We start from the raw sequence: 18,674 nt of genomic DNA, 5'->3' as shown, positions 1-18,674 counted from the left end.
CACGATGATTGCGGTAAAGTCCCCTCCGTCCGGTATGTGCGAACTTCTCGGGATGGAGTGCAACGTCCCCACCGACATCGTCTTCTCGTTCTCGGGCCTTGCGCTTCGCGGCGGTTTGAAAGGCCCCCACGCCGACGGGTGGGGTTTGGTGCTCTACGAGGGCAAAGCGGTCCGCAGCTTTTTGGAGCCCACCGCCGCGGCCAACTCCCCGCTGGCCACCTTCGTGCGCAAAAATCCGATCAAGACGCTCCTGGCCATCGCCCACGTGCGCAAGAAGACGCGCGGGCGGGTATCGCTCGAGAACACGCATCCCTTCGTGCGCGAACTGTGGGGCCGCCACATGGTGTTCGCCCACAATGGGACGGTGCGCGGCGTGCGCAAGCACCCGATCGGGCGATTCCGACCCATCGGCGACACGGACAGCGAGTATGCGTTCTGCGCGCTGCTGCATTTGCTCGATCGGGCCTTTCCGAAGGGGTATCCGCGCTCACAGCACGCGCTCTGGGAAAAAGTGGCGGAGCTCGGCGGGCGCATTGGACGCGAGGGGACGTTCAACTTCTTGCTCGGCGACGGCCGGCATCTGTATGCGCGCTGCGCGACCAAGCTGAGTTACATCATCCGCAAGGCACCGTTTCGCGAGGCGACGTTGGCCGACGACGACCTGTGCGTGGACTTTTCGCAGGTGACGACGCCGAGCGATCGCGTGGCCGTGATCGCGACGCAGCCGCTGACCCGGGACGAGGTTTGGGTGCAGGGAAATTCCGGCGAAATGTGGGTCTTCGAGAAAGGGAAGCTCCGGGCGACCTTACCTTCGCGGTGAAGGTGGCTACGATGCAGGGCGTGGAGCGGCCGGGCAAGCTTGGTTGGGCAGACGGATTTCGGACCTTTTTCCAAGGGTTCGGATTCGTGGTCGCGCGGCCTGCGGTATGGCCCTACGCCGCGGTGCCCATGCTGGCCGCGTGCGCACTCACGGTGGTGCTCGCGGTGCTGGGGATTTGGGCCGCGGGCGATCTCGTGGATGCGGTCTTCGACGCCTTCGGCGGCGCGCACGAGGGCGGCGGTTACGTGGCGACGCGCATCGTCGTTTACGTGCTCGTGGTGGGCGGGGCGATGCTCCTCGCGAGCAGCCTGGCGCAGCCGCTTTCGGGGCCTGCACTCGATCGGATCGTGCGGGCGCAAGAGGCGGCCGCGGGGCGTGCGCCCTTGGCCGATGCGCCGTTCTTCGAATCGGTGCGGCGGTCGCTGAAGATCACGCTGGTGACGTTGGCGATCGGCGTACCGGTGTTCGTGACGCTGTCGCTGGTGGAGCTTCTTTTTCCGCCGGCCATCGTGGTCACGTGGCCGTTGAAGCTGGTGGCCTCGGCGCTGCTCGCCTCGTGGAATCTCTTGGATTATCCGTTCGGGCTGCGGCGCATGGGGTTTCGTCAGCGCGTCGCGTTCTATCAGGAGCATCTGGGCCCGTGTTTCGCGTTTGGCGTGCCCGTCGCGCTGATCGCGCTGATTCCGTTCCTCGGGCTCTTGATGCTGCCGGTCGGTGTGGCGGGCGCCACGAGGCTCGTGATCGCGTGCGAGGACGAGAGGTGATGTTCGATTGCACGCACAATTCTCGAGTCTTCGCCGTGCAGGGACCGCGGCAGCGTGACAAGCCCGGCGAGGCCGGCGCCCTTGCCGCCTCTACGAGCGAAAATCGCCGGTTTCGCCGGTCGTCCCGCAGCCGCTGCTCGCCTGGCAACCGACCGGAGAAAACCGAGATTGCCCGTCGAATGTTGCGCTGGGACGATTTTGAGCAACGTGTGCATTGGCGTCGCCGATGAGGACGACTAAGAGCATCACCGCGTAGGGATCATGTTGTCGCCGTCTTCTTCTTCCGACCTGGACCTCGAGCGCGCACTGATCGAGCGATTTGGGCTGCGCCAATTCCGTCCATGGCAGAAGGACGCGATCGACGCGCTGCTTTCCGGGCCCGGGCGCGTGCTGCTCATCGCGCCGACCGGCGGTGGAAAATCGCTGACGTATCAACTGCCGGCCGCACTCTTGCCCGGGACGACGTTGGTGGTCTCGCCACTGGTGGCGCTGATGGAGGACCAGGTTCGTTCCCTGGCCGCGCGCGGCATCGAGGCCACGTACTTGGCGTCGACGGTGCCGTTCGAGGTGCGGCGGCATCGGGAGACGATGCTCGCGCGCGGTGCGTTCAAGTTGGTGTACGCGGCGCCGGAGCGGCTGGCGTCGGATGCGTTCGTGTCGCTGCTTGCGCGCAGCAATATTTCGCTGGTCGCCGTGGACGAGGCGCACTGCATCGCGCAATGGGGGCACGATTTTCGGCCGGACTATCTGCGGATTGGGGGCATTCTGGAGCGGCTCGCCCCGCCGCGGGTGCTTGCGTGCACGGCCACGGCCACGCCGGAGGTGCGCCAGGAGATCCGCGCAGCACTCGGTTTTCGGGACGGCGAGAGCGTGGAAGTGCTGCGTGGGTTCGCGCGGCCGAATTTGCATCTGGCGGCGCGCTACATCGATGGGCCGAAGGAGGCACGGGCCGCGATGTTCACCGCGCTGGACGAGGCGCTCGGGTCGCCGAAGGCCCCACGCGGCGGTGCCATCGTATACGCGGCGACGCGCAAGACCACGGAGCAATTCGCGGAGGCGTTGCGCGAGAAGAAGTACCGCGTCGGGGCCTACCACGCGGGGCTCGACGCGGGCTCGCGCACCAACGTGTCCGCCGCGTTCTCGGATCGCAGCCTGGACGTGGTGGTGGCGACGAATGCGTTCGGCATGGGCATCGATCGGCCGGACATCCGTCTGGTGGTGCACGTGCAACCACCGTCGTCGATCGAGGCGTATTACCAGGAAGTGGGCCGCGCGGGGCGCGACGAGGCGACCGCGCATGGGTTGCTCCTGTGCAGCGGTGCCGACATTGCGCTGCGGCGTCGGTTGGTCGAGACGGATCGCGACGGGATGAATGCGTCCTCCGAGCAGGCGGCGCGCGCCTGGGCGCTGTTCCGCGAGCTCTTGATGTACCTGGACGCGCGCACGTGCCGGCACGACTTCGTGCTGCGGTATTTCGGCGACGAGCAGGAGTTGCTCGGTGGGTGCGGGCACTGCGACGTGTGCGCGACCATCGAGGCACGGGGCGCGGCGTCGGATGCAGCTGCGGACGAGGAGACGGCGCTGGTGGTGCGCAAGGCGCTGTCGGGCGTGGCGCGGGCCGGGCGACGTGCGGGGTTGGTCGCGATCGCGGAAATGCTGCACGGGGACCGGACGACGCGGTCCGAGCGATTCGGGTTTACGGACCTGTCGACCTTCGGGCTCTTGGCCGAGCGCCGGCCGGAATTCATCGTGTCCTTGCTGCGCGCGATGCTCGCCGCAGGGTGGATCGATCTAACGCCGACGGAGCACCCGGTGCCGTTCCTAACGGGCACGGGCCGCGACGTGATGCATGCGAGGCTGCCCGTGCGCATCGCATTGCCACCCGAGACGGCCCCGGTGGGGCGCAAAGCGCGGCGTTCGCCCAAGGAGCCGGCGCGCGCGGGTGCGAGCGGTAGCGACGCAGTGGCCGAGGTGGACGACGCCGCGCGACCGCTTTTCGAGCGACTGCGCGCGCACCGCAGCGAAATTGCGAAAGAGCGCGGGGTGCCCGCCTACGTGGTGGCACCGAACCGGAGCCTGGTGGAATTGGCGTACATCAAGCCGCGCACCTTGGGCGAGCTCTCGGGCATCCACGGCTTCGGCCCTTCGCGCATTGCCGACTATGGCGAGGGGTTTCTGTCCGTGTTGATACAGGGCTAATCCAAATAGCCATTCTGAATATCATTCTTACAATCGATACGTTCGATTGCTCTCTTACATGCCGTTCGGGTTCTTACCAACGTGCGGGGTCGCACGATGAGAAACCGTCTCAACACGAGAATACGCCGGAATAGCGAGCGCAGTCCGCAAGTCGACGACGGACGATTTGCGAAGCAACGTCACCGCCACGGGTGCCGATGGCTAGTGAGATGGAATCGATGCAGCAAACCCCATTTGGAGTTTCACCATGCGCTCGACCTTAAGAAGAAACGTGAAGACGTTGTCCTCACTCACGGCACTGTCACTCGTTGTCGCTGCTGGCAGCCAACTTGGCGCGTGCAGTCAGGGTTCCGATCCCCGCTCTGCGGGAGACGACGCCCCGTCGCCTATTTCACGCACTGCGATAGCCAAGGGATCTGCACGGACCCCTGGCAGAATTTCCAGGTCGCGAACATTGGAATGACGTCTCTTCTTCAGCTCGCATACGTCTCCGCCTCGGATACGATATACGTCCTCGGAAGCAATGCCACCGATGGCGGTCCTGTCCGCGAGTGGCGGATTGTCCGCTACGACAACTTCACGACAAGCTCGGAGGGCACGCCGAAATGGCGTTCCGACCCGCTCGATTACAAACCTTGTGTCGCCAATGGCGTGGACTATTGCACGCCCATGGCCATGTCCGTCGCGGGCAATCGCGTCTACGTGGCCGATCAGTTGAACAGGCTGCTCGAGCGGGACGGGTGCGAACGTACGACACCGAAACGGGCGCTTACAAAGGGTCGCTCTATGCCGGCCCCGAGGTGGCGCAAGTGGCCGGGGCCGTGGACACACACTTGGGGATTTCGGCCTTCGTACTTCCCACGAAAGAGCACATCATCTTCCGCGAGGAGATGCAGCTCGGGAAGGTGTTGATGTATCGATATACGCCAAACTGAGCGGCACCTCGCGAAACGTGACCGACGGCACCCAAACGGAGATGGAAATCCATCGCATTCGTTCGGGTGCCGCGTAACGGCCGGTGAATCAGTAATATCGCTCCAGCAATGCGAAATCCTGGCTGCTCGGTGCGGTGACCGATGTTCGGCTTCCGTAAAGGCAGCTGTTCGTCGATGTATTGTGGTCGAGACCGAGCACATGCCCGATCTCGTGGCAGGCGGTGTTCCATCGCTGGGCCGTCGTGCCGCCGTAGCTCTCGTTCAATTGGATGTACGCGCCCGCGATGTATGTTTTCGCGGCATTCAGCGTTCGGGTCGTCATGCCCGTCCATCCTGTTGCGCCATAGGCGGCGTTGTAGATGATGACGCAGTGACCTCCAGCCGCGCATCCTTGGGAAAAGGCGAAGTAGCGCGAATCGATTCCTGATACCTCGTTCCACTTCGCGACCGCACGCCCCACCGGCCATGCGGCGGTGGACCGATCGCGGAAGAAGATGGCCGGCCTCGGTTGTCCGCGGGTCGACCAGCGCGCGAAGCAGGTGGTGTCGGTCGCCCAGGTTCGCGAGGTTCCGTAGCTGCACGGCGCAACCCCGGGCGGCGGCTTGGGATCGTCGAGCGTGACATCGGGCACGCCTTCGGCCGTGAGCTTGGTCGCGAGCTCCTCGGGCGTGACCCCCTCGGCCGGCGTGTAAATGGACTCGGTGAACGTGCCGTCGGCATTCTTCTGCACCGAGCGAACGTTCCTGGGCGCAGCTTCTGCGCTTTGCGCGTCGTCGATGGCGCCAAGTTCCGAGGAATCGGTGGCGAGATTTTGCTCCTTGTCGACTTGGGTATCGCCGTCCGCCGCAACGCAGCCCGACAGCAGGGCCATCGTCGCCAAAGATGCCAAAGCCAAAATCGTAGTATTGTGTTTCAAGACGAAGCTCCTCGCGGCCGTGCCGCAACTCGAGAGATGTCCAAGGAGCTTGCAGCGACCGTGCCGCACGAATGGGAAACATTCCACATCGCAAAAACGTTGAATCATACGCAAAAACCATTTGCGCAAGATGAAATGGATGCACCCGCGATCCACGATGATCTCACCCCGCACCCCACGATGCGGGGCGAGATCATGTTGGACACGCAAGCGAGACTCGGCAATTTCCGCCAGTCGTCAGCCCTCGCGAAGCGATTTGCGCCACGCGCAAATATCAAGAAACCAAAATACCCACCACCTGCAACCAAGACGGATCGGGGCGCGGGTTGCGGGTGAGGCGCATGCCGATTCGCTCCATCACGCGTTGCGAAGGTCCATTGTCATAGGTCGTCGTGGCAACGATGCGTGCAAGGTGCAATTCACGCAGCGCCCAGTCCGCGAGCGCCCGTGCGACCTCCGTGGCGTAGCCCTGGCCGCGTTGGGCGGAAGACAAAGCGTAATAGAGGCCTACCTCGGGCATGTAACCCTCGTTCGGCGGCGACGCATTCGGGTCGATGAGGCGGGCCAAAGGCAAAAGGCACGGGGCGAGGCCGCATGCGCCAATCACTCGGCGACGCGGTTCGCCCTTTCGCACGATGGCGCGGTCGCCATAGGGAGGTTGGTGCAACGAGTCGAGCTCCTCGTAGCTCGCCATCGTCCAATCGAGCCAGTGCTTGCGCGCTTCCCGCGAGCGCCCCTCCCCGCCCTCGCGATCGAGCAGTTCGTGGCATGCCTCGAGATCCGCCTCGATGAATGGGCGAATGACGAGACGCTCGGTCTCCAGGGCGGGCATCCGCAATGTTCCCATCGCGCAACGCTATCCTAATACGGCCCGCTACGGCGTGAGCGGCGCGAGGAATTCGGCGATCGCGCTGGCGTGCGCCCGAGGCTCTTCGATGTGGCCCATGTGGCCGCTCTTTTCGAAGACGACGAGCTGCGAGCCCTTGATGCCCTCGTGGAGAACATTGGACCATTTGCGCGAGCAGACGAAATCTTTGGTGCCGACGAGAACCAAGGTGGGCACCTTGATTTCGCCAAGGCGCGAGCGCACATCGAACAGGTTGGTGACGCCCACATCGGCCGGGGCCGAGGGATCCACACCGCTTTTGGTCGGCGCGACGGCAAAACGCACGTGCGCGCGCAATGGTTCGTACTCCTTTTGACGCCCCGTCCAGTCGGCGAAGTACAATGGCATCTCGCGACGAAAGACGGCGGTCATCTCGTCGTCCGTTTTGACGCTCGTCTCCTGGGCCAGCCCGGCTTTGGCCTCATCGAACCAAGGCTCGTGCTCGAACCACTTCAAATTCGATTCGACGTCTTTTTGCCATTCGGTGCCGGTCGTCGGCGAGGTGTCGTAAAGAATCAGCCCGCGCAGATGCTCGGGGTGCGCGAGCGCGTACGTCTGCGCCACGAAGCCGCCGTGCGAATGCCCCAGCAAGACGAAGCGGTCCACCCCCAAGTGCGCGCGGACGCCATCGACGAAGGCCGCGTAGCGCGCGAAGGTGTAGCCGTTCGGATCGGAAAGATTCCCCGAGGCCCCCGTTCCCATGGGCTCGATGTACACCACCGTGGCGACCTTCTCGACCTCGGGCATGCGCAGGTACGACCACTCGGCGCCCGGCCCGCCCGGGTGCGCGAACACGACCGGACCGCTCCCATGCACGTGGTAGACAATCGAGACGCCCTCGATGAGCACGGATTGCCGGCCGGTCTGCGAAAGGACCGTGGCCGGTGGCTTGGCGTTTCCACCGCTGCAACCGGTCGCAAGCGACAACGCGACGGCGAGACCGAACGAGAGGAACTTCATACGACGTGCGTTAGCACACCTACAATGACAACCATCATTGAATTAGTGGTCAATCTTGCGACCCTCCATGGTGAGCTCCCACGAAATGCCGCGATCGCGCAATTCCGCCGTGTAGATCGAGTCTTTTCGCAACTTGCGCGATATCCCAGTGGATAAGGCCGTCACGAGGATCAATGGCAAAACGATGGCGTAATCACCCGAGAGCTCGAACGCCATCACGGCGGCCATGAGCGGCGCGTGCGTCGTTGCGGCCACAGCGGCGGCCATGCCCAGCAGTGCGTAGCCGCCCGCAGGGCCGACGCTTATCCCGGCATGTTCCAACGCCACCGCGTACAAATAACCGGTGCCGCCGCCCAAAAGGAGCACCGGGGTGAACACGCCGCCGGGGCTTCCCGAGGATACCGAGGCCGTCGTGGCCAAGGCCTTGCCGAGCAAAAGCACGACGACGAAGCCCGCGGTGAAGCGCGCGCTCAGCAAGGCATCGAGCGGCTCGTAGCCATTGCCGGCCACCTCGGGCAAGACGGCGACGATGGCGCCGGCGAGCAAGCCTCCGAGCGCAGGGCGCCAGGGCAATGGAAGTGCGGCACGGTGAAATGCCTTTTTGCCAATCGTCAAAAGGCGCATGAACCCCTGCGCCACCACCGTCGCGAAGATCGCCAGGCCGGCAAAGGCCAAAAGCTCGGCGTCCGCGCGGAGCTCGAAGGCGCGCTGCCCGTAAATGGGCCCCGCCCCAACGACGGCACGGGTCAGCGCGGTGGCCAGCACCGTCGCCACCAAGGTCGGGACCATCGTGTCGAGCACCACCACGCCGGCCACGACCTCCAAGACGAACAACACCGCCGCAAACGGCGTATTGTACGCGGCCGCAAACCCGGCGGCGGTGCCCGCGGCAATCAGGATGCGCGCACGCTCCCTCGATAGGCCCAGGCGATCGCTCACCACCTTCCCCGCGGCGCCGCCAAATTGAATCAGCGGCCCTTCCCGTCCAATCGACCCGCCCGAGGCAATGGCCAACCACGAGGCCAGTGACTTCATCAAGGTCACCCGCATCGAGAGGTGCACGCGTCCGAGCACCACCGCCTCCATGACGTCGTCCACACCATGGCCAGACGGCTTGCGGGCAATCCACAACCCCACCACGCCGGCCAGTAAGCCGCCCACCGCGGGAAGCACCAGCCGCAGCCCTACCGGCGCCCGCGCGAGTGCCGCTACGATGTTTCCCTCACCGGCCGCGTGATGGAAAAAGAACGTCAGGGCCGCGCGAAAGGCAATGGCAAAGCCCCCCGCGGCCAGCGCCACCAGGAAAATGGCCAGCCCGAAACGACTTCGCTCCCGCGCGTCCTTATCGTCCTTCGTTGGACTCGCCTCCGCTGTCGAGCCAGCGGCTCAGTGTCTTGAAGTCGATGCCCAGCTTCTCGGCGGTGAGCACTTTGCGGCCGCCGAATTGCTCATACGCCCACGCCACGTAACGGCGTTGCACCTCGCGCAAGGGAAGCACCTCACCCGAGAAGGCCATGCCCTTGGCCGCCGCACCGCCCTCCACCACGGTCGCCGGCAGATCCGCCAAGCCGATTTCACGGCTGCGTCCGAGCAGCACCGCGCGCTCCATCACGTGCTGCAGCTCGCGCACATTGCCCGGCCAGCGGTGCTCGAGCATCCGCTCCAGGGCCTCGGGCGCAATCGATTCCACGGGCGAGCGCGCATGCTTCGACTTGGCCGCGGCCAGAAAATGCTCGATCAGCGCCGGCAAGTCGTCGCGTCGGTGCCGCAGCGGAGGCAGCGCCATCGACACCACGTCGAGGCGGTATAGAAGGTCCTCGCGAAATTCGCCTTTGGCCACGCGCTCGCGAAGGTCGCGGTGCGTCGCCGCGACGATGCGTGCATCCACCGCGCGCTCCTTGTTCGAGCCGACGGCGCGGACCGTTCCGCTTTCCAATACGTGGAGAAGCTTCGCCTGGAGGGCGGGCGCCATCTCGCCGATCTCGTCGAGGAACAGGGTGCCGCCGTCGGCCCCCTCGAGCAGGCCCACGCGGTTCGCGGTGGCCCCGGTGAAGGCGCCTTTGACGTGGCCAAAGAGCTCACTTTCCAGCAGATTCTCGGGCAACGACGCGCAATTCACCGACACGAACGGCGCGTCGGCCCGCGCACCTTGCGCGTGAATCGCCCGCGCCACGAGGCCTTTTCCCGTCCCGGTCTCGCCGGTGATCAACACCGGCACCGATGCATCGGCGACGCGCTCGACGAGATCGCCCACCTCGCGCATCGCCGCGCTCTCGCCGACGAGGTTCTCCAACCCGAACTGCGCGCGCAGCGCACGGCGCAGCGCCACCGCCTCGCGCCGCAGTTTGGACTCGTCCAGCGCCCTCTCGACGAAGAGCACGAGCTCCTCCACCTTGAAGGGCTTCGTCATGTAGTGGTACGCGCCCTGCCGGATCGATTCGATGGCCGTATCCACCGCGCTGTACGCGGTCATGACGATGACGGGGCGCGATGGATCGGCCTTGCGCGAAGCCGCCAGAAGCCCGAGCCCATCGATGCGTGGCATGCGCAGATCCGTCACCAGCAAATCGATGGGCTCGCGCGCGAGGAGCACCGCCGCATCGCGGCTCGAAGCCATGGGCGTCGCGTCGTAGCCGCGATCGGCCAAGCCGTCGGCGATCATTTCGGCCATCGACATTTGATCGTCGACGACCAGAACGCGCGCGGGCTTTCGACGGTCTCGTGAGGGCTCAGGCATGGTCGTCACCGGCGATGGGAAGGGACACGGAGGCTCGGGTTCCTCGGCCGTCCGCGCGCGGGCGGAGGGTGAGCGAGCCTCGATGATGTTTCACGATTTCGTTCGTGATGGCGAGCCCGAGGCCGGTCCCGTTGCCCTCCGGCTTGGTCGTGAAAAATGGCTCGGTGGCGCGCTCGGCCGCGTCGGCGGAGATGCCCACACCATCGTCGGTCACCGTGAACTCCACGTCCCCCTGTTCGCCGCGGCGAACGGCGAGATGCACCGTGCCCGCGGTCGCGTTGCGGTCGCACGCATCGCACGCATTGAGCAGCAGGTTGACCAGCACTTGCTCGAACAGCCGCGCATCGCACGCGATCTTGGGCAAATCCTCCGGAATGTCCGTGGTGAGGCGGACGGCCGCCTTCTCGAAGCGATGCTCCACCAGCTCCACCGCCGTCCGAGCCACCGCCGCCGCCTCACGATGCGCGAGCGAAGGCTCCGCGCCGCGCGCGAGCGAAAGAAAGCCGCGGATCACGGCGTCGATGCGCTCGGTCTGCTGGAGAATGCTTTCGACGGCGCGGCGTGCGCGGTCGTCGGTTTGCTTCGGGAGAAGCTGCTCGGCGCGTCCCACGATGACGCCGAGCGGCGTGGAGACTTCGTGGGCGATGCCCGTGGCCAGGGCCCCCATCGTGGCCAGCTTGTCGGCGCGCACGAGGCGCTCGTCGCGTTCGTTTCGCAAGGTGGTGACGGCGAGCTGGTGCGAAAGCTCGAGCTCCTTGCGCTGCGTGCGCATGGCCAGCCCGCCGAAGGCCAGCACGAGGCCCGAGGCCACGACCACGCAGAGCACCAGCCGCCATTGTCCGCGCATCTCGCGATCGCGGAAGGCCTGCGCGGTGGCGACCACGGCCACCGTCCAACGCCGTCCATCCGCGGCCTCGAAGGCGCGCACGCCGGCGAGCGCGGTACGTGCCGGTAGACCGAGATCCGCGGCCTCGGGTCGCGAAAGTCGGACGGCACCGTGCGAGCCCTCAAGGGCCTTCGAGCGCAGCACGGACCCATCGCTCGCCGTCAGGCCCTCGGTCCCGGGCTTCGCCACGAACACGCGCACCGCGTGCGGACGCTCCACGGCGTGGATGGCGGCCGTCAGGTGCTCGGGGGACGCCGAAAGCGCGTCGGCCAGCGCCAACGGCTCCTGCGCAAAGTCATTCAACATCGCGGCGGACTCTTTCTGCTCGTCCCAATATGCAAGCACCGTGACGAGGGCGATCGCGGCGAGCATCCACGCGACGAGGGTGGACGTCTTCACGGCGCACCCGCCGGCGAGGGTTGGAGAATTTCCAATCGGGCTTGGAGAAATTCCAGTCGGTGAAGGGCCACGCTTCGATGTTTAGCCGGAAATTCCCGACTGGCCCACGTCCTGCTCTGGCCGAAGCGATTCGATGCCCCTTCGACTTCGTTTCCCCTTCGCGATGAGCCTTGCGCTCGCCACATCTTTTTGCGCGGCAAGCTCGGCCCACGCCGAGGTACGCACCATGAGCCTTCCGGAAGCCCTTGCCTTTGCGCATGCCCACCAGCTCCGCATCCGTGCGGCGCTGGCGCGGGTCGCCGCGCAAAAGGAAGATGCGGATGTTCCGCGTTCGCAGTGGCTTCCCACGGTGGGCGTCACCGCCCAGCTTTTTGCCGCGACGGCGAACAACACGACGGGCGGGTACGTCTCGCCGGGAGGGATCGACATTCCGCGCATCGGTGGAACGCGCGCCGTGTCGTCGGGGACGTGGCAGCCGTATGCGACGTCGTTCGTGGGGGCCGGCGTCAACCAGGAGCTCTTCGACTTCGGGCGCATCGCCGCACAATCGGCGGCGGCCGACGCACGCATCGACGTGGAGCGGCAGCGCGCACGCTCCGCGGAGCTCGACGTCACGTTCGACGTCGAGGAAGCGTACTTCGCCGTGCTCGCGAGCAAATCCGTGGTGAAGGCCTCCGAGGACGCGTACGAGCGCGCCCGCGCGCACCGCGATCTCGCCAAGGCCGGTGTCGATGCGGGCATGCGCTCGCCCATCGAGCTCACGCGTGCCGAGGCCGACCTCACGCGCTTCGACATCGGGCGCGTGCGGGCGCGCGGCGGTCTCGCGGTCGCTCGAACGACGTTCGCCGCCGCGATAGGATCCGACGAGGCCTCGCTGGACGCGGGCCCTGCGCCGGCCACGCCACCGGATCTCCCGCTGCTCGACGGAGCACTTCGCCGCGCAGCCGAGCGCGATCCGCGGCTGCTCGCGCTGCGGGCGGAGATTCACGCCGAGGAGCAGCGCACCCGGGCCATCGGCGCCGAGCTGCGCCCGGAGCTTTTGCTCACGGGCACCATCTCGGGACGCGCGGGAGGTGCCGCGCCCTCGGGCAATGGCGAGCCCGCGGAGCACGATGGATGGCTCCCCAACGTGCCCAACTGGGATGCGGGCATCGTGCTTCGCTGGCCGCTGTTCGATGGCACCGTCCACGCGCGCGAGGCTGTCTCGCGCGCCCGCGAGCAAGTGCGGCGTGAAGAGCTCGCGGATGCACGACACGACGAAGCCGCGGCCGTTCGCACGGCCTATGGCTCCGTCCAAGTCGCACGCGATGCATTGCCCGGGCTCCAGCGCGCCGTGGACGCGTCCCGCGCGAACTATGCGCAAGCCGAGGCGCGCTTTCGCTCCGGCCTGGGCACGAGCGTGGAGCTCGCCGATGCGGAGGCGCTGCGCACGGATGCCGAGATTCAACTTGCTCTGGGGCAGTTTCAACTTGCGCGCGCCCGCGCCGTTCTGGGCCGCGCCATTGCCGAGGATTCATGACGCTTACAAAAGGAAACCACCGGCGCGTGCCGCTGCTCATCGGCGCGTCCGTGGCCATGCTGCTCACACTGGGAACCGTCATGGTGCGCCGCGCCGAATCGCGCACGAACCACGTCGCCCTCGCGGACGCGCCGAAGCCCGTGACGGTGGTCGCCGCGCAAGGAACGACGTACCGCCCATCGCGCACCTACGTCGGCACCTTGGAACCGTGGGTCTCGGCGAACATCGGACCGCAATTGGTCAGCGCCTACGTCGATACGGTGCTCGTGCGGCCGGGGGCGGTGGTGAAGCGCGGCGACGTGCTCGCCACGCTCGACTGCCGCAACGCGAGCGCGATGAGCCAAGCCGTCAGCATGCAGGCGCGCGCGCTAGAGACGCGGCAAAAGGCGCTGGCCAACGAGGCCTCGCGCGTGCACGGGCTGCTCGACGGCGGCTTCGTCTCGCCCAACGAGGCCGAGCAAAAGGAAGCACTGAGCTCGAGCGAACAGGCGCAACTCCTCGCGCAGCAAGCCAAGGTGCTGGGCACCTCGCTCGAGGTCAACGACTGCGTGCTGCGCGCACCGTTCCACGGCGAAGTCGCCACCCGCACGATGGATCCCGGTGGGTTCGTGCGGCCCGGCGGCGCCATCGTCTCGCTCGTCGACCGGAGCACGGTGCGCGTCACCGCCAACGCCCCCGAGGTGGACTTCGGCGTGGTCGCTCCCGGCACCAAGGTCGTCATCCACGTCATCGCCACGAACCGCGACCTCGAGGCCACCATCGCGCGCCGCGCCCCCGCCGCCGATCCCGCGACGCGCACGGTCCACTTCGAGCTGGACGTGCCCGATCCCGACAGCGTCATTCCCGTCGGGACCACCGGCGAAATCCGCATCGACGTTGGTGCCCCCTCACCCGCCGTGTCCATCCCGCTCTCCGCGGCCACGGTGCGCGGCACCAAGGCAAGCATCTTCGTCGAGGAGAGCGGCATCGCCCACGCGCGTAGCGTTCCCGTTTTGGGCGAGCTCGCGGGCACCTTGTTTCTCGATCCGCAGCTTGCGCCGGGCGCACACGTGATCCTCGAGGGCCGCGCCCTCCTCAACGACGGCGATCGGGTGGTGGCGCCATGACGAAGCTCTCGCTGCGCAATCCCATTGCCATCGTCATGATCGCCGTCGCGCTGCTCGTCTTCAGCGCGGTGGTCACGCCCCGCATGGCCGTCGACACCTTCCCCGAGCTCACGCCGCCCGTGTTGGTCGTGGGCACCTTGGCCCCGGGCCTCGGCCCCAAAGACGTCGAGAAGACGCTCACCTGGCGCATCGAGAAATACGTGAGCGCCACCCCGGGCGTAGACCACGTCGAAAGCGTCTCGCGCAACAATTTGTCCATCGTCTTCGTGTGGCTCAAATGGGGGACGGACCTCAACGCCGCGCAAACGCTGGTCCAGCAGCAAACCGCGTTTGCCATGAGCGCCGTGCCCAAGTCGCTCGGCGTGCTCCCGCCCTTCGTGCTGCAATACGATCCGTCCAATGCGCCGGTGGTGCAGGTCGCCGTGTGGGGCGGTGGCCTTTCCGGCCCGCAGCTCTACGACTATGCGCTGAACAACATCGAGCCCGTGCTTGAAGGCATTCCCGGTGTCGCGAGCGCCGCGCTCAACGGCGGACGGCAGCGGCAAATCAACGTGGTGGTCGATCCGGTGGCGGCGCAGGCGCGCGGCATCACGTCGAGCGACGTCGGTGCGGCCGTCGCGCAGTCGAATGCGCTCTTGCCGTCGGGCGTCTTCATCTCGCCCTCGTTCGACTCCAACGTGTACACCAATGCCGTTCCCGAGCGCATCAAGACCATCGGTGACGCCATCGTCAAAGTCCGCGACGGCAAGCCGGTGCTCATTCGCGACGTGGCGCGCGTGGAGGACGGCGGAAGCCCGGAGACGCAATCGGTGAGCGTGAACGGCGAAAACGCCGTGTACCTCAACGTGCTGCGCGTCCCCGGCGGCAACACGCTCGACATCGTCGACGCGGTGAAGAACGCCACCGAGCATTTGAAGAACTTGCCGCCCGGCGTGCAGGTCAAACCGATTTTTGATCAATCGACTTTCGTGCGCACCACGTACCATGGACTCAAACAGGAGATCGTCCAGGCCCTGGTGCTCATCGCCCTGGTCATTTTGCTCTTCCTCCAGAGCGTGCGCGGCACACTCATCGTCTCGGTGGCCATTCCGCTCTCGTTCGCGATCACCCTCATCGTCTTGTACGCCACGGGGCAGACGCTGAACGCGTTCACCTTGGGCGGACTCACCCTGGCCATGGGGCGGCTCGTGGACGATGCCGTCGTGGTGCTCGAGTCGATCCACCGGCACCAGCGATTGGGCATGTCCACCGCCGAGGCGGCCCTCGAGGGAACGCGCGCCGTCGTGCTGCCGGTGCTCGCGTCCACGTTGACGACGATGGCCGTGCTGCTGCCGGTGCTCTTGCTCGCCGGCCTCGCGAAGAAGCTCTTCGCGCCGCTCGCGCTCACCGTGGCCGTGGCGATGAGCGCATCGTACTTCGTCAGCGTGTGCGTCACCCCGGTCGCGTGTCGCTTCCTCCTCGGACATGCCGAGCCGGGGAGATTCGCGCGCCGCGTGCAAGCGTCCATCGACGCATTGGCCGAGGGCTATGCGCGCATCCTCCGCGCGGTCTTGCCGTTTCGCTGGTTCGTCGTGGCCGCGTGCGCGGTGCTCACCGTTTGGGCCGTGTGGGTCTCCGGCCGATTGCCGAGCACGTTCTTCCCCGAGATCGACGAATCCATGGAGCGCGTTTACGTGCGCCTCGCCCCCGGCGTCTCCCTCGCCGAAGCCACCGAGAAGGTCCAGGCCATGGGCAAAGCTCTCGCCGACGAACTGCCCAAGGGCAACGTCGACCTGGTGCTCACCAACGTGGGCTCACCCAACAACGCGCGCAGCGCCATGACCAGCCCGAACAGCGGCCCCAATATGGGCTTCATTCGCTTGTCCCTCGTCGATGCCGACAAGCGCACGCTCTCGCAACGCGAGCTCGCCGACCGCGCGCGCGAGATCCTCGTGCGCAAGTTCCCCGGCGTGGAATTCCTGCAATGGCCCGGCGGCCTCGTGGCCAGCGTCTTCGCCAATGGCTACATCGCGCCCTTGGTGCTCGAGGTGCGCGGGGACAACCTCGCCGAGCTCGATGCGCAGGCGAAGGCCATCGCCGAGGTGGCGCGCACCGTGCCCGGATTGCGCGACGTGCGCGTGTCGCTTCAAAGCGATTACCCCGAGGTGCGTGTCGAAACCGAGCGCGAAGAAGCGGGCCTCGTGGGCGTCACCGCGCGCAACGCCGCGCAAACCACGCTGGAAGCCACGTTGGGCAACATCAACAGCCCCAGCGTGTGGATCGACCCGAACAACGGTCAATCTTATTACGTCGTCACGTATTACGACGGGCACCGCGTGGGCGATCCCAGCGCCCTCGCGCAGATCCCCGCCCGCGTCACCGACGACGGAAAGGCCATTGCGCTCGGCGCCTACGGCCACGTGCGCCGATCCGTCGGGCCCATCGCCGTCGAGCGCAACCAATTGCAGCGGGCCGCCCACGTTCTGGCACAAACCGAGGGACGCGATATCGGCAGCGCGACATTGGAATTGGAAAAGCGACTGGCAAGCGATCCGCGGACGCGGAATATCCATTTCGACTTCGTGGGCCAAGTTCAATTGATGCGAACGACGTTTTCCGGTCTCGGCCTGGCCATCGGCCTCGCGATCATGGTCGTCTTCATGCTCATGGCATCGCAATTCAAATCGATGCGGCTGCCGTTCGTCATGTTGTTTACGATTCCCGTCTCGCTATTTGGCATCGTCATGGCCCTCATGGGCGCCGGCCAAGGCTTCTCCATCACCGCGCTCATGGGTGTTCTCATGGTCGTCGGCATCGCCGTTTCCAATGGGATCCTTCTCGTCGACGACGCCAACCGCCGCATGCACGAAGATGGCACGGAAACGCTGGAGGCCATCATCGCCGCTGCGCGTTCCCGTTTCGTCCCCATCGCGATGACCAGCCTCGCCACGGTGATCGGTTTATTGCCCACCGCCTTCGCGCTCGAAAAGGGCACCGAGGCCAATCAGCCCCTCGCGCTCGCGGTCGTCGGCGGACTCACCTCGTCAACCGCGCTGTCGCTCTTCCTCGTGCCGGTCATCTTCGTCTTGCTGGCCCCCAAAGTCGCGCTCGATGCCCAAGGCGGCAATGGCCGTGGCGAGCATCTCGTAGTGGCCGACCAAAATGCATAGTTCGATGAGCTGGCGCTCGTCGTAGTGCGTGCGCAGCTCCGACCAGATTGCCGGCTCGATGTGTCGCGTCTCCACGAGGCCATCGACGGCGCGGATCAAGACGCCGCGGCGCCCTGCGAAGAACGCCGCGGCACCCGCCTGGAGCACGGCGTCGATATCGGCGGTGGAGAGGCCGCGGCGGCGCCCCAAGCGAATGTGATGATCCATTTCGTAGCGGCAGCCGCGCAAGAACGCGACACGCAGGATCGCGAGCTCCGTCTCGGCGGCCGGCAGTGCGCCATTGGGCATCAGGAAGGACGCAAATAGGAGCCACGCGCGAAAAAGCCGCCCGTGCCGGCCGAGCGTCGTGAAGAGGCGCGCCTCACGCACGCCGCTTGCGCGCGCGATGGCCCGGCACACCGCCCAATTCACCAGCCCGAGTTCGCGCAGCCCTCCCGGTGCGATGCGTACGTCCTGGTTCATTCGGCGCTACCCGCACCGGGTTGCGGCGTCGTCAGGCGCGCGTTCTCGGCGCGCGCAATCTCGAGAGCATCGGCCAGCCGGGGGAGCGGCCATCGATCGACGAAAGCTTGCGCCAGCATGCGGAACTGCACGATGAACCCCACCTTGCTCGGCGCATAAATGTGCCGCTGCCGTTCGGCAATCCCGCGCTCGAACGCGGAAATCGCCGTCTCCAGCGGGGCGACCGAGAAGAGCGCGCCGAGCCCTGCGTCGTGCGTCAAGCGCTTGGCCGCCTGCGTGCCAAAGCCGATGGACGTCATCTCCGTATCGATTTCGGACAGGTAAGCCACGCCCACCTTGGCGCCGGTGTGCTTCATCTCGATGCGCAGCGTATTGGCCAGAGCCTCCACGGCGACCTTCGATGCCGAGTACGCCCCCATCAACGGCAGATGGATCGCCGCGGCCGCCGAGGCCACGGCGAGCGCATACCCGCGCGCGTGCGCAACGTGAGGACCGGCCGCGCGCAACGTGTAGAACGCGCCCATCACGTTCACGTCGATGGTGCGGCGCATCACCTCGACGTCACCACCGAGCATGGCCATCTGCGCGGCGACGCCTGCATTGGCCACCACCACGTCGAGCCCGCCAAGCTCGCGCGCGGCGGCGTCGATCACCTCCTCGACCTGACGCGGATCGGTCACGTTGCAATAGCGATAAGGAGCACCGCCACATTGTTCCGCCACCGCCGCAAGCCGTTCGGGCTCCAGACCCATGAGCGACACACGCGCACCTCGCGCATGCAGTCGCTTTGCCAACGCCGCGCCGATACCACGCGCTGCGCCGGTGATGAGCACCCGCCTGCCGGAAAGATTTCGATCGATTTTGCTCATCTTTGGACCAGCACCTTTCGTATACATCGTGTATACCAAGTCTAAGATGCAAGCAAGCAGCCCTAAA

Annotated in this window: 14 protein-coding genes and 1 pseudogene; 7 read left to right on the top strand and 8 right to left on the bottom strand. The window is 66.2% G+C overall.

The genetic code is table 11. The annotated features are described in order from the left end of the window. The first annotated feature begins 4 nt into the window (after positions 1 to 4). The 4 genes from LVJ94_09625 to LVJ94_09610 all read left to right on the top strand — a co-directional run bounded on the left by LVJ94_09625 (position 5) and on the right by LVJ94_09610 (position 4,718). Positions 5 to 820: a class II glutamine amidotransferase gene (locus LVJ94_09625; protein WXB07492.1), complete on the top strand. Its 816-nt coding sequence runs from the start codon at positions 5 to 7 to the stop codon at positions 818 to 820. Between the two features lie 11 nt (positions 821 to 831). Continuing rightward, on the top strand, positions 832 to 1,584 hold the full coding sequence (locus LVJ94_09620; protein ID WXB07491.1) for an EI24 domain-containing protein: 753 nt from the start codon (positions 832 to 834) through the stop codon (positions 1,582 to 1,584). A gap of 261 nt (positions 1,585 to 1,845) precedes the next feature. Next, on the top strand, positions 1,846 to 3,783 hold the full coding sequence (locus LVJ94_09615; protein ID WXB07490.1) for an ATP-dependent DNA helicase: 1,938 nt from the start codon (positions 1,846 to 1,848) through the stop codon (positions 3,781 to 3,783). A 740-nt stretch (positions 3,784 to 4,523) separates the two neighbouring features. Then, the gene (locus LVJ94_09610; GenBank protein WXB07489.1) at positions 4,524 to 4,718 is read left to right on the top strand and encodes a hypothetical protein; all 195 of its coding nucleotides are present in this window, start codon (positions 4,524 to 4,526) and stop codon (positions 4,716 to 4,718) included. Positions 4,719 to 4,806: 88 nt separating this feature from the next. Here the strand turns inward: LVJ94_09610 and LVJ94_09605 are convergent, their stop codons facing one another. From LVJ94_09605 to LVJ94_09580, 6 genes are all read right to left on the bottom strand, one after another. Then, positions 4,807 to 5,634, bottom strand: coding sequence for a hypothetical protein (locus tag LVJ94_09605; GenBank protein ID WXB07488.1), 828 nt, complete (start codon positions 5,632 to 5,634; stop codon positions 4,807 to 4,809). Positions 5,635 to 5,908: 274 nt separating this feature from the next. Further along, positions 5,909 to 6,481 carry a GNAT family N-acetyltransferase gene (locus tag LVJ94_09600; protein WXB07487.1) on the bottom strand — a complete coding sequence of 191 codons (573 nt, stop codon included), beginning with the start codon at positions 6,479 to 6,481 and terminating at the stop codon, positions 5,909 to 5,911. Between the two features lie 27 nt (positions 6,482 to 6,508). Then, on the bottom strand, positions 6,509 to 7,480 hold the full coding sequence (locus tag LVJ94_09595; GenBank protein ID WXB07486.1) for an alpha/beta hydrolase: 972 nt from the start codon (positions 7,478 to 7,480) through the stop codon (positions 6,509 to 6,511). 42 nt (positions 7,481 to 7,522) lie between these two features. Then, the gene (locus LVJ94_09590; protein ID WXB07485.1) at positions 7,523 to 8,779 is read right to left on the bottom strand and encodes a chloride channel protein; all 1,257 of its coding nucleotides are present in this window, start codon (positions 8,777 to 8,779) and stop codon (positions 7,523 to 7,525) included. 43 nt (positions 8,780 to 8,822) lie between these two features. Next, entirely contained in the window at positions 8,823 to 10,217 is a 1,395-nt protein-coding gene (locus tag LVJ94_09585) for a sigma-54 dependent transcriptional regulator (protein ID WXB07484.1), read from the bottom strand. Next, positions 10,210 to 11,502 (bottom strand): ATP-binding protein, encoded by a 1,293-nt coding sequence (locus tag LVJ94_09580; GenBank protein WXB07483.1) that lies wholly within the window; start codon positions 11,500 to 11,502, stop codon positions 10,210 to 10,212. The genes LVJ94_09585 and LVJ94_09580 overlap by 8 nt, the downstream gene beginning before the upstream one ends. A 226-nt stretch (positions 11,503 to 11,728) precedes the next feature. Between LVJ94_09580 and LVJ94_09575 the strand changes: the two genes are divergently transcribed. The 3 genes and pseudogenes from LVJ94_09575 (at position 11,729) to LVJ94_09565 (ending at position 17,138) form a co-directional block, all read left to right on the top strand. Next, positions 11,729 to 13,021: a TolC family protein gene (locus LVJ94_09575; GenBank protein WXB07482.1), complete on the top strand. Its 1,293-nt coding sequence runs from the start codon at positions 11,729 to 11,731 to the stop codon at positions 13,019 to 13,021. Further along, positions 13,018 to 14,127, top strand: coding sequence for an efflux RND transporter periplasmic adaptor subunit (locus LVJ94_09570; protein ID WXB07481.1), 1,110 nt, complete (start codon positions 13,018 to 13,020; stop codon positions 14,125 to 14,127). The genes LVJ94_09575 and LVJ94_09570 overlap by 4 nt, the downstream gene beginning before the upstream one ends. Before the next feature lie 35 nt (positions 14,128 to 14,162). Next, positions 14,163 to 17,138, top strand: a pseudogene (locus tag LVJ94_09565) (efflux RND transporter permease subunit). A 12-nt stretch (positions 17,139 to 17,150) separates the two neighbouring features. Here the strand turns inward: LVJ94_09565 and LVJ94_09560 are convergent. Both LVJ94_09560 and LVJ94_09555 read right to left on the bottom strand, forming a co-directional pair. Then, positions 17,151 to 17,738, bottom strand: a complete 588-nt coding sequence (locus LVJ94_09560) for a carboxymuconolactone decarboxylase family protein (protein WXB07480.1) — start codon at positions 17,736 to 17,738, stop codon at positions 17,151 to 17,153. Then, positions 17,735 to 18,607, bottom strand: a complete 873-nt coding sequence (locus LVJ94_09555; protein WXB07479.1) for an SDR family NAD(P)-dependent oxidoreductase — start codon at positions 18,605 to 18,607, stop codon at positions 17,735 to 17,737. Before LVJ94_09555 ends, LVJ94_09560 begins: the two co-directional genes overlap by 4 nt. Positions 18,608 to 18,674 lie beyond the last annotated feature (67 nt).

The organism is Sorangiineae bacterium MSr11367 (assembly GCA_037157805.1).
Taxonomy (GTDB): domain Bacteria; phylum Myxococcota_A; class Polyangia; order Polyangiales; family Polyangiaceae; genus Pendulispora; species Pendulispora rubella.
The sequence above is the reverse complement of the archived record's forward strand: the minus strand, read 5'-3'. Positions and strand labels throughout refer to the sequence as shown.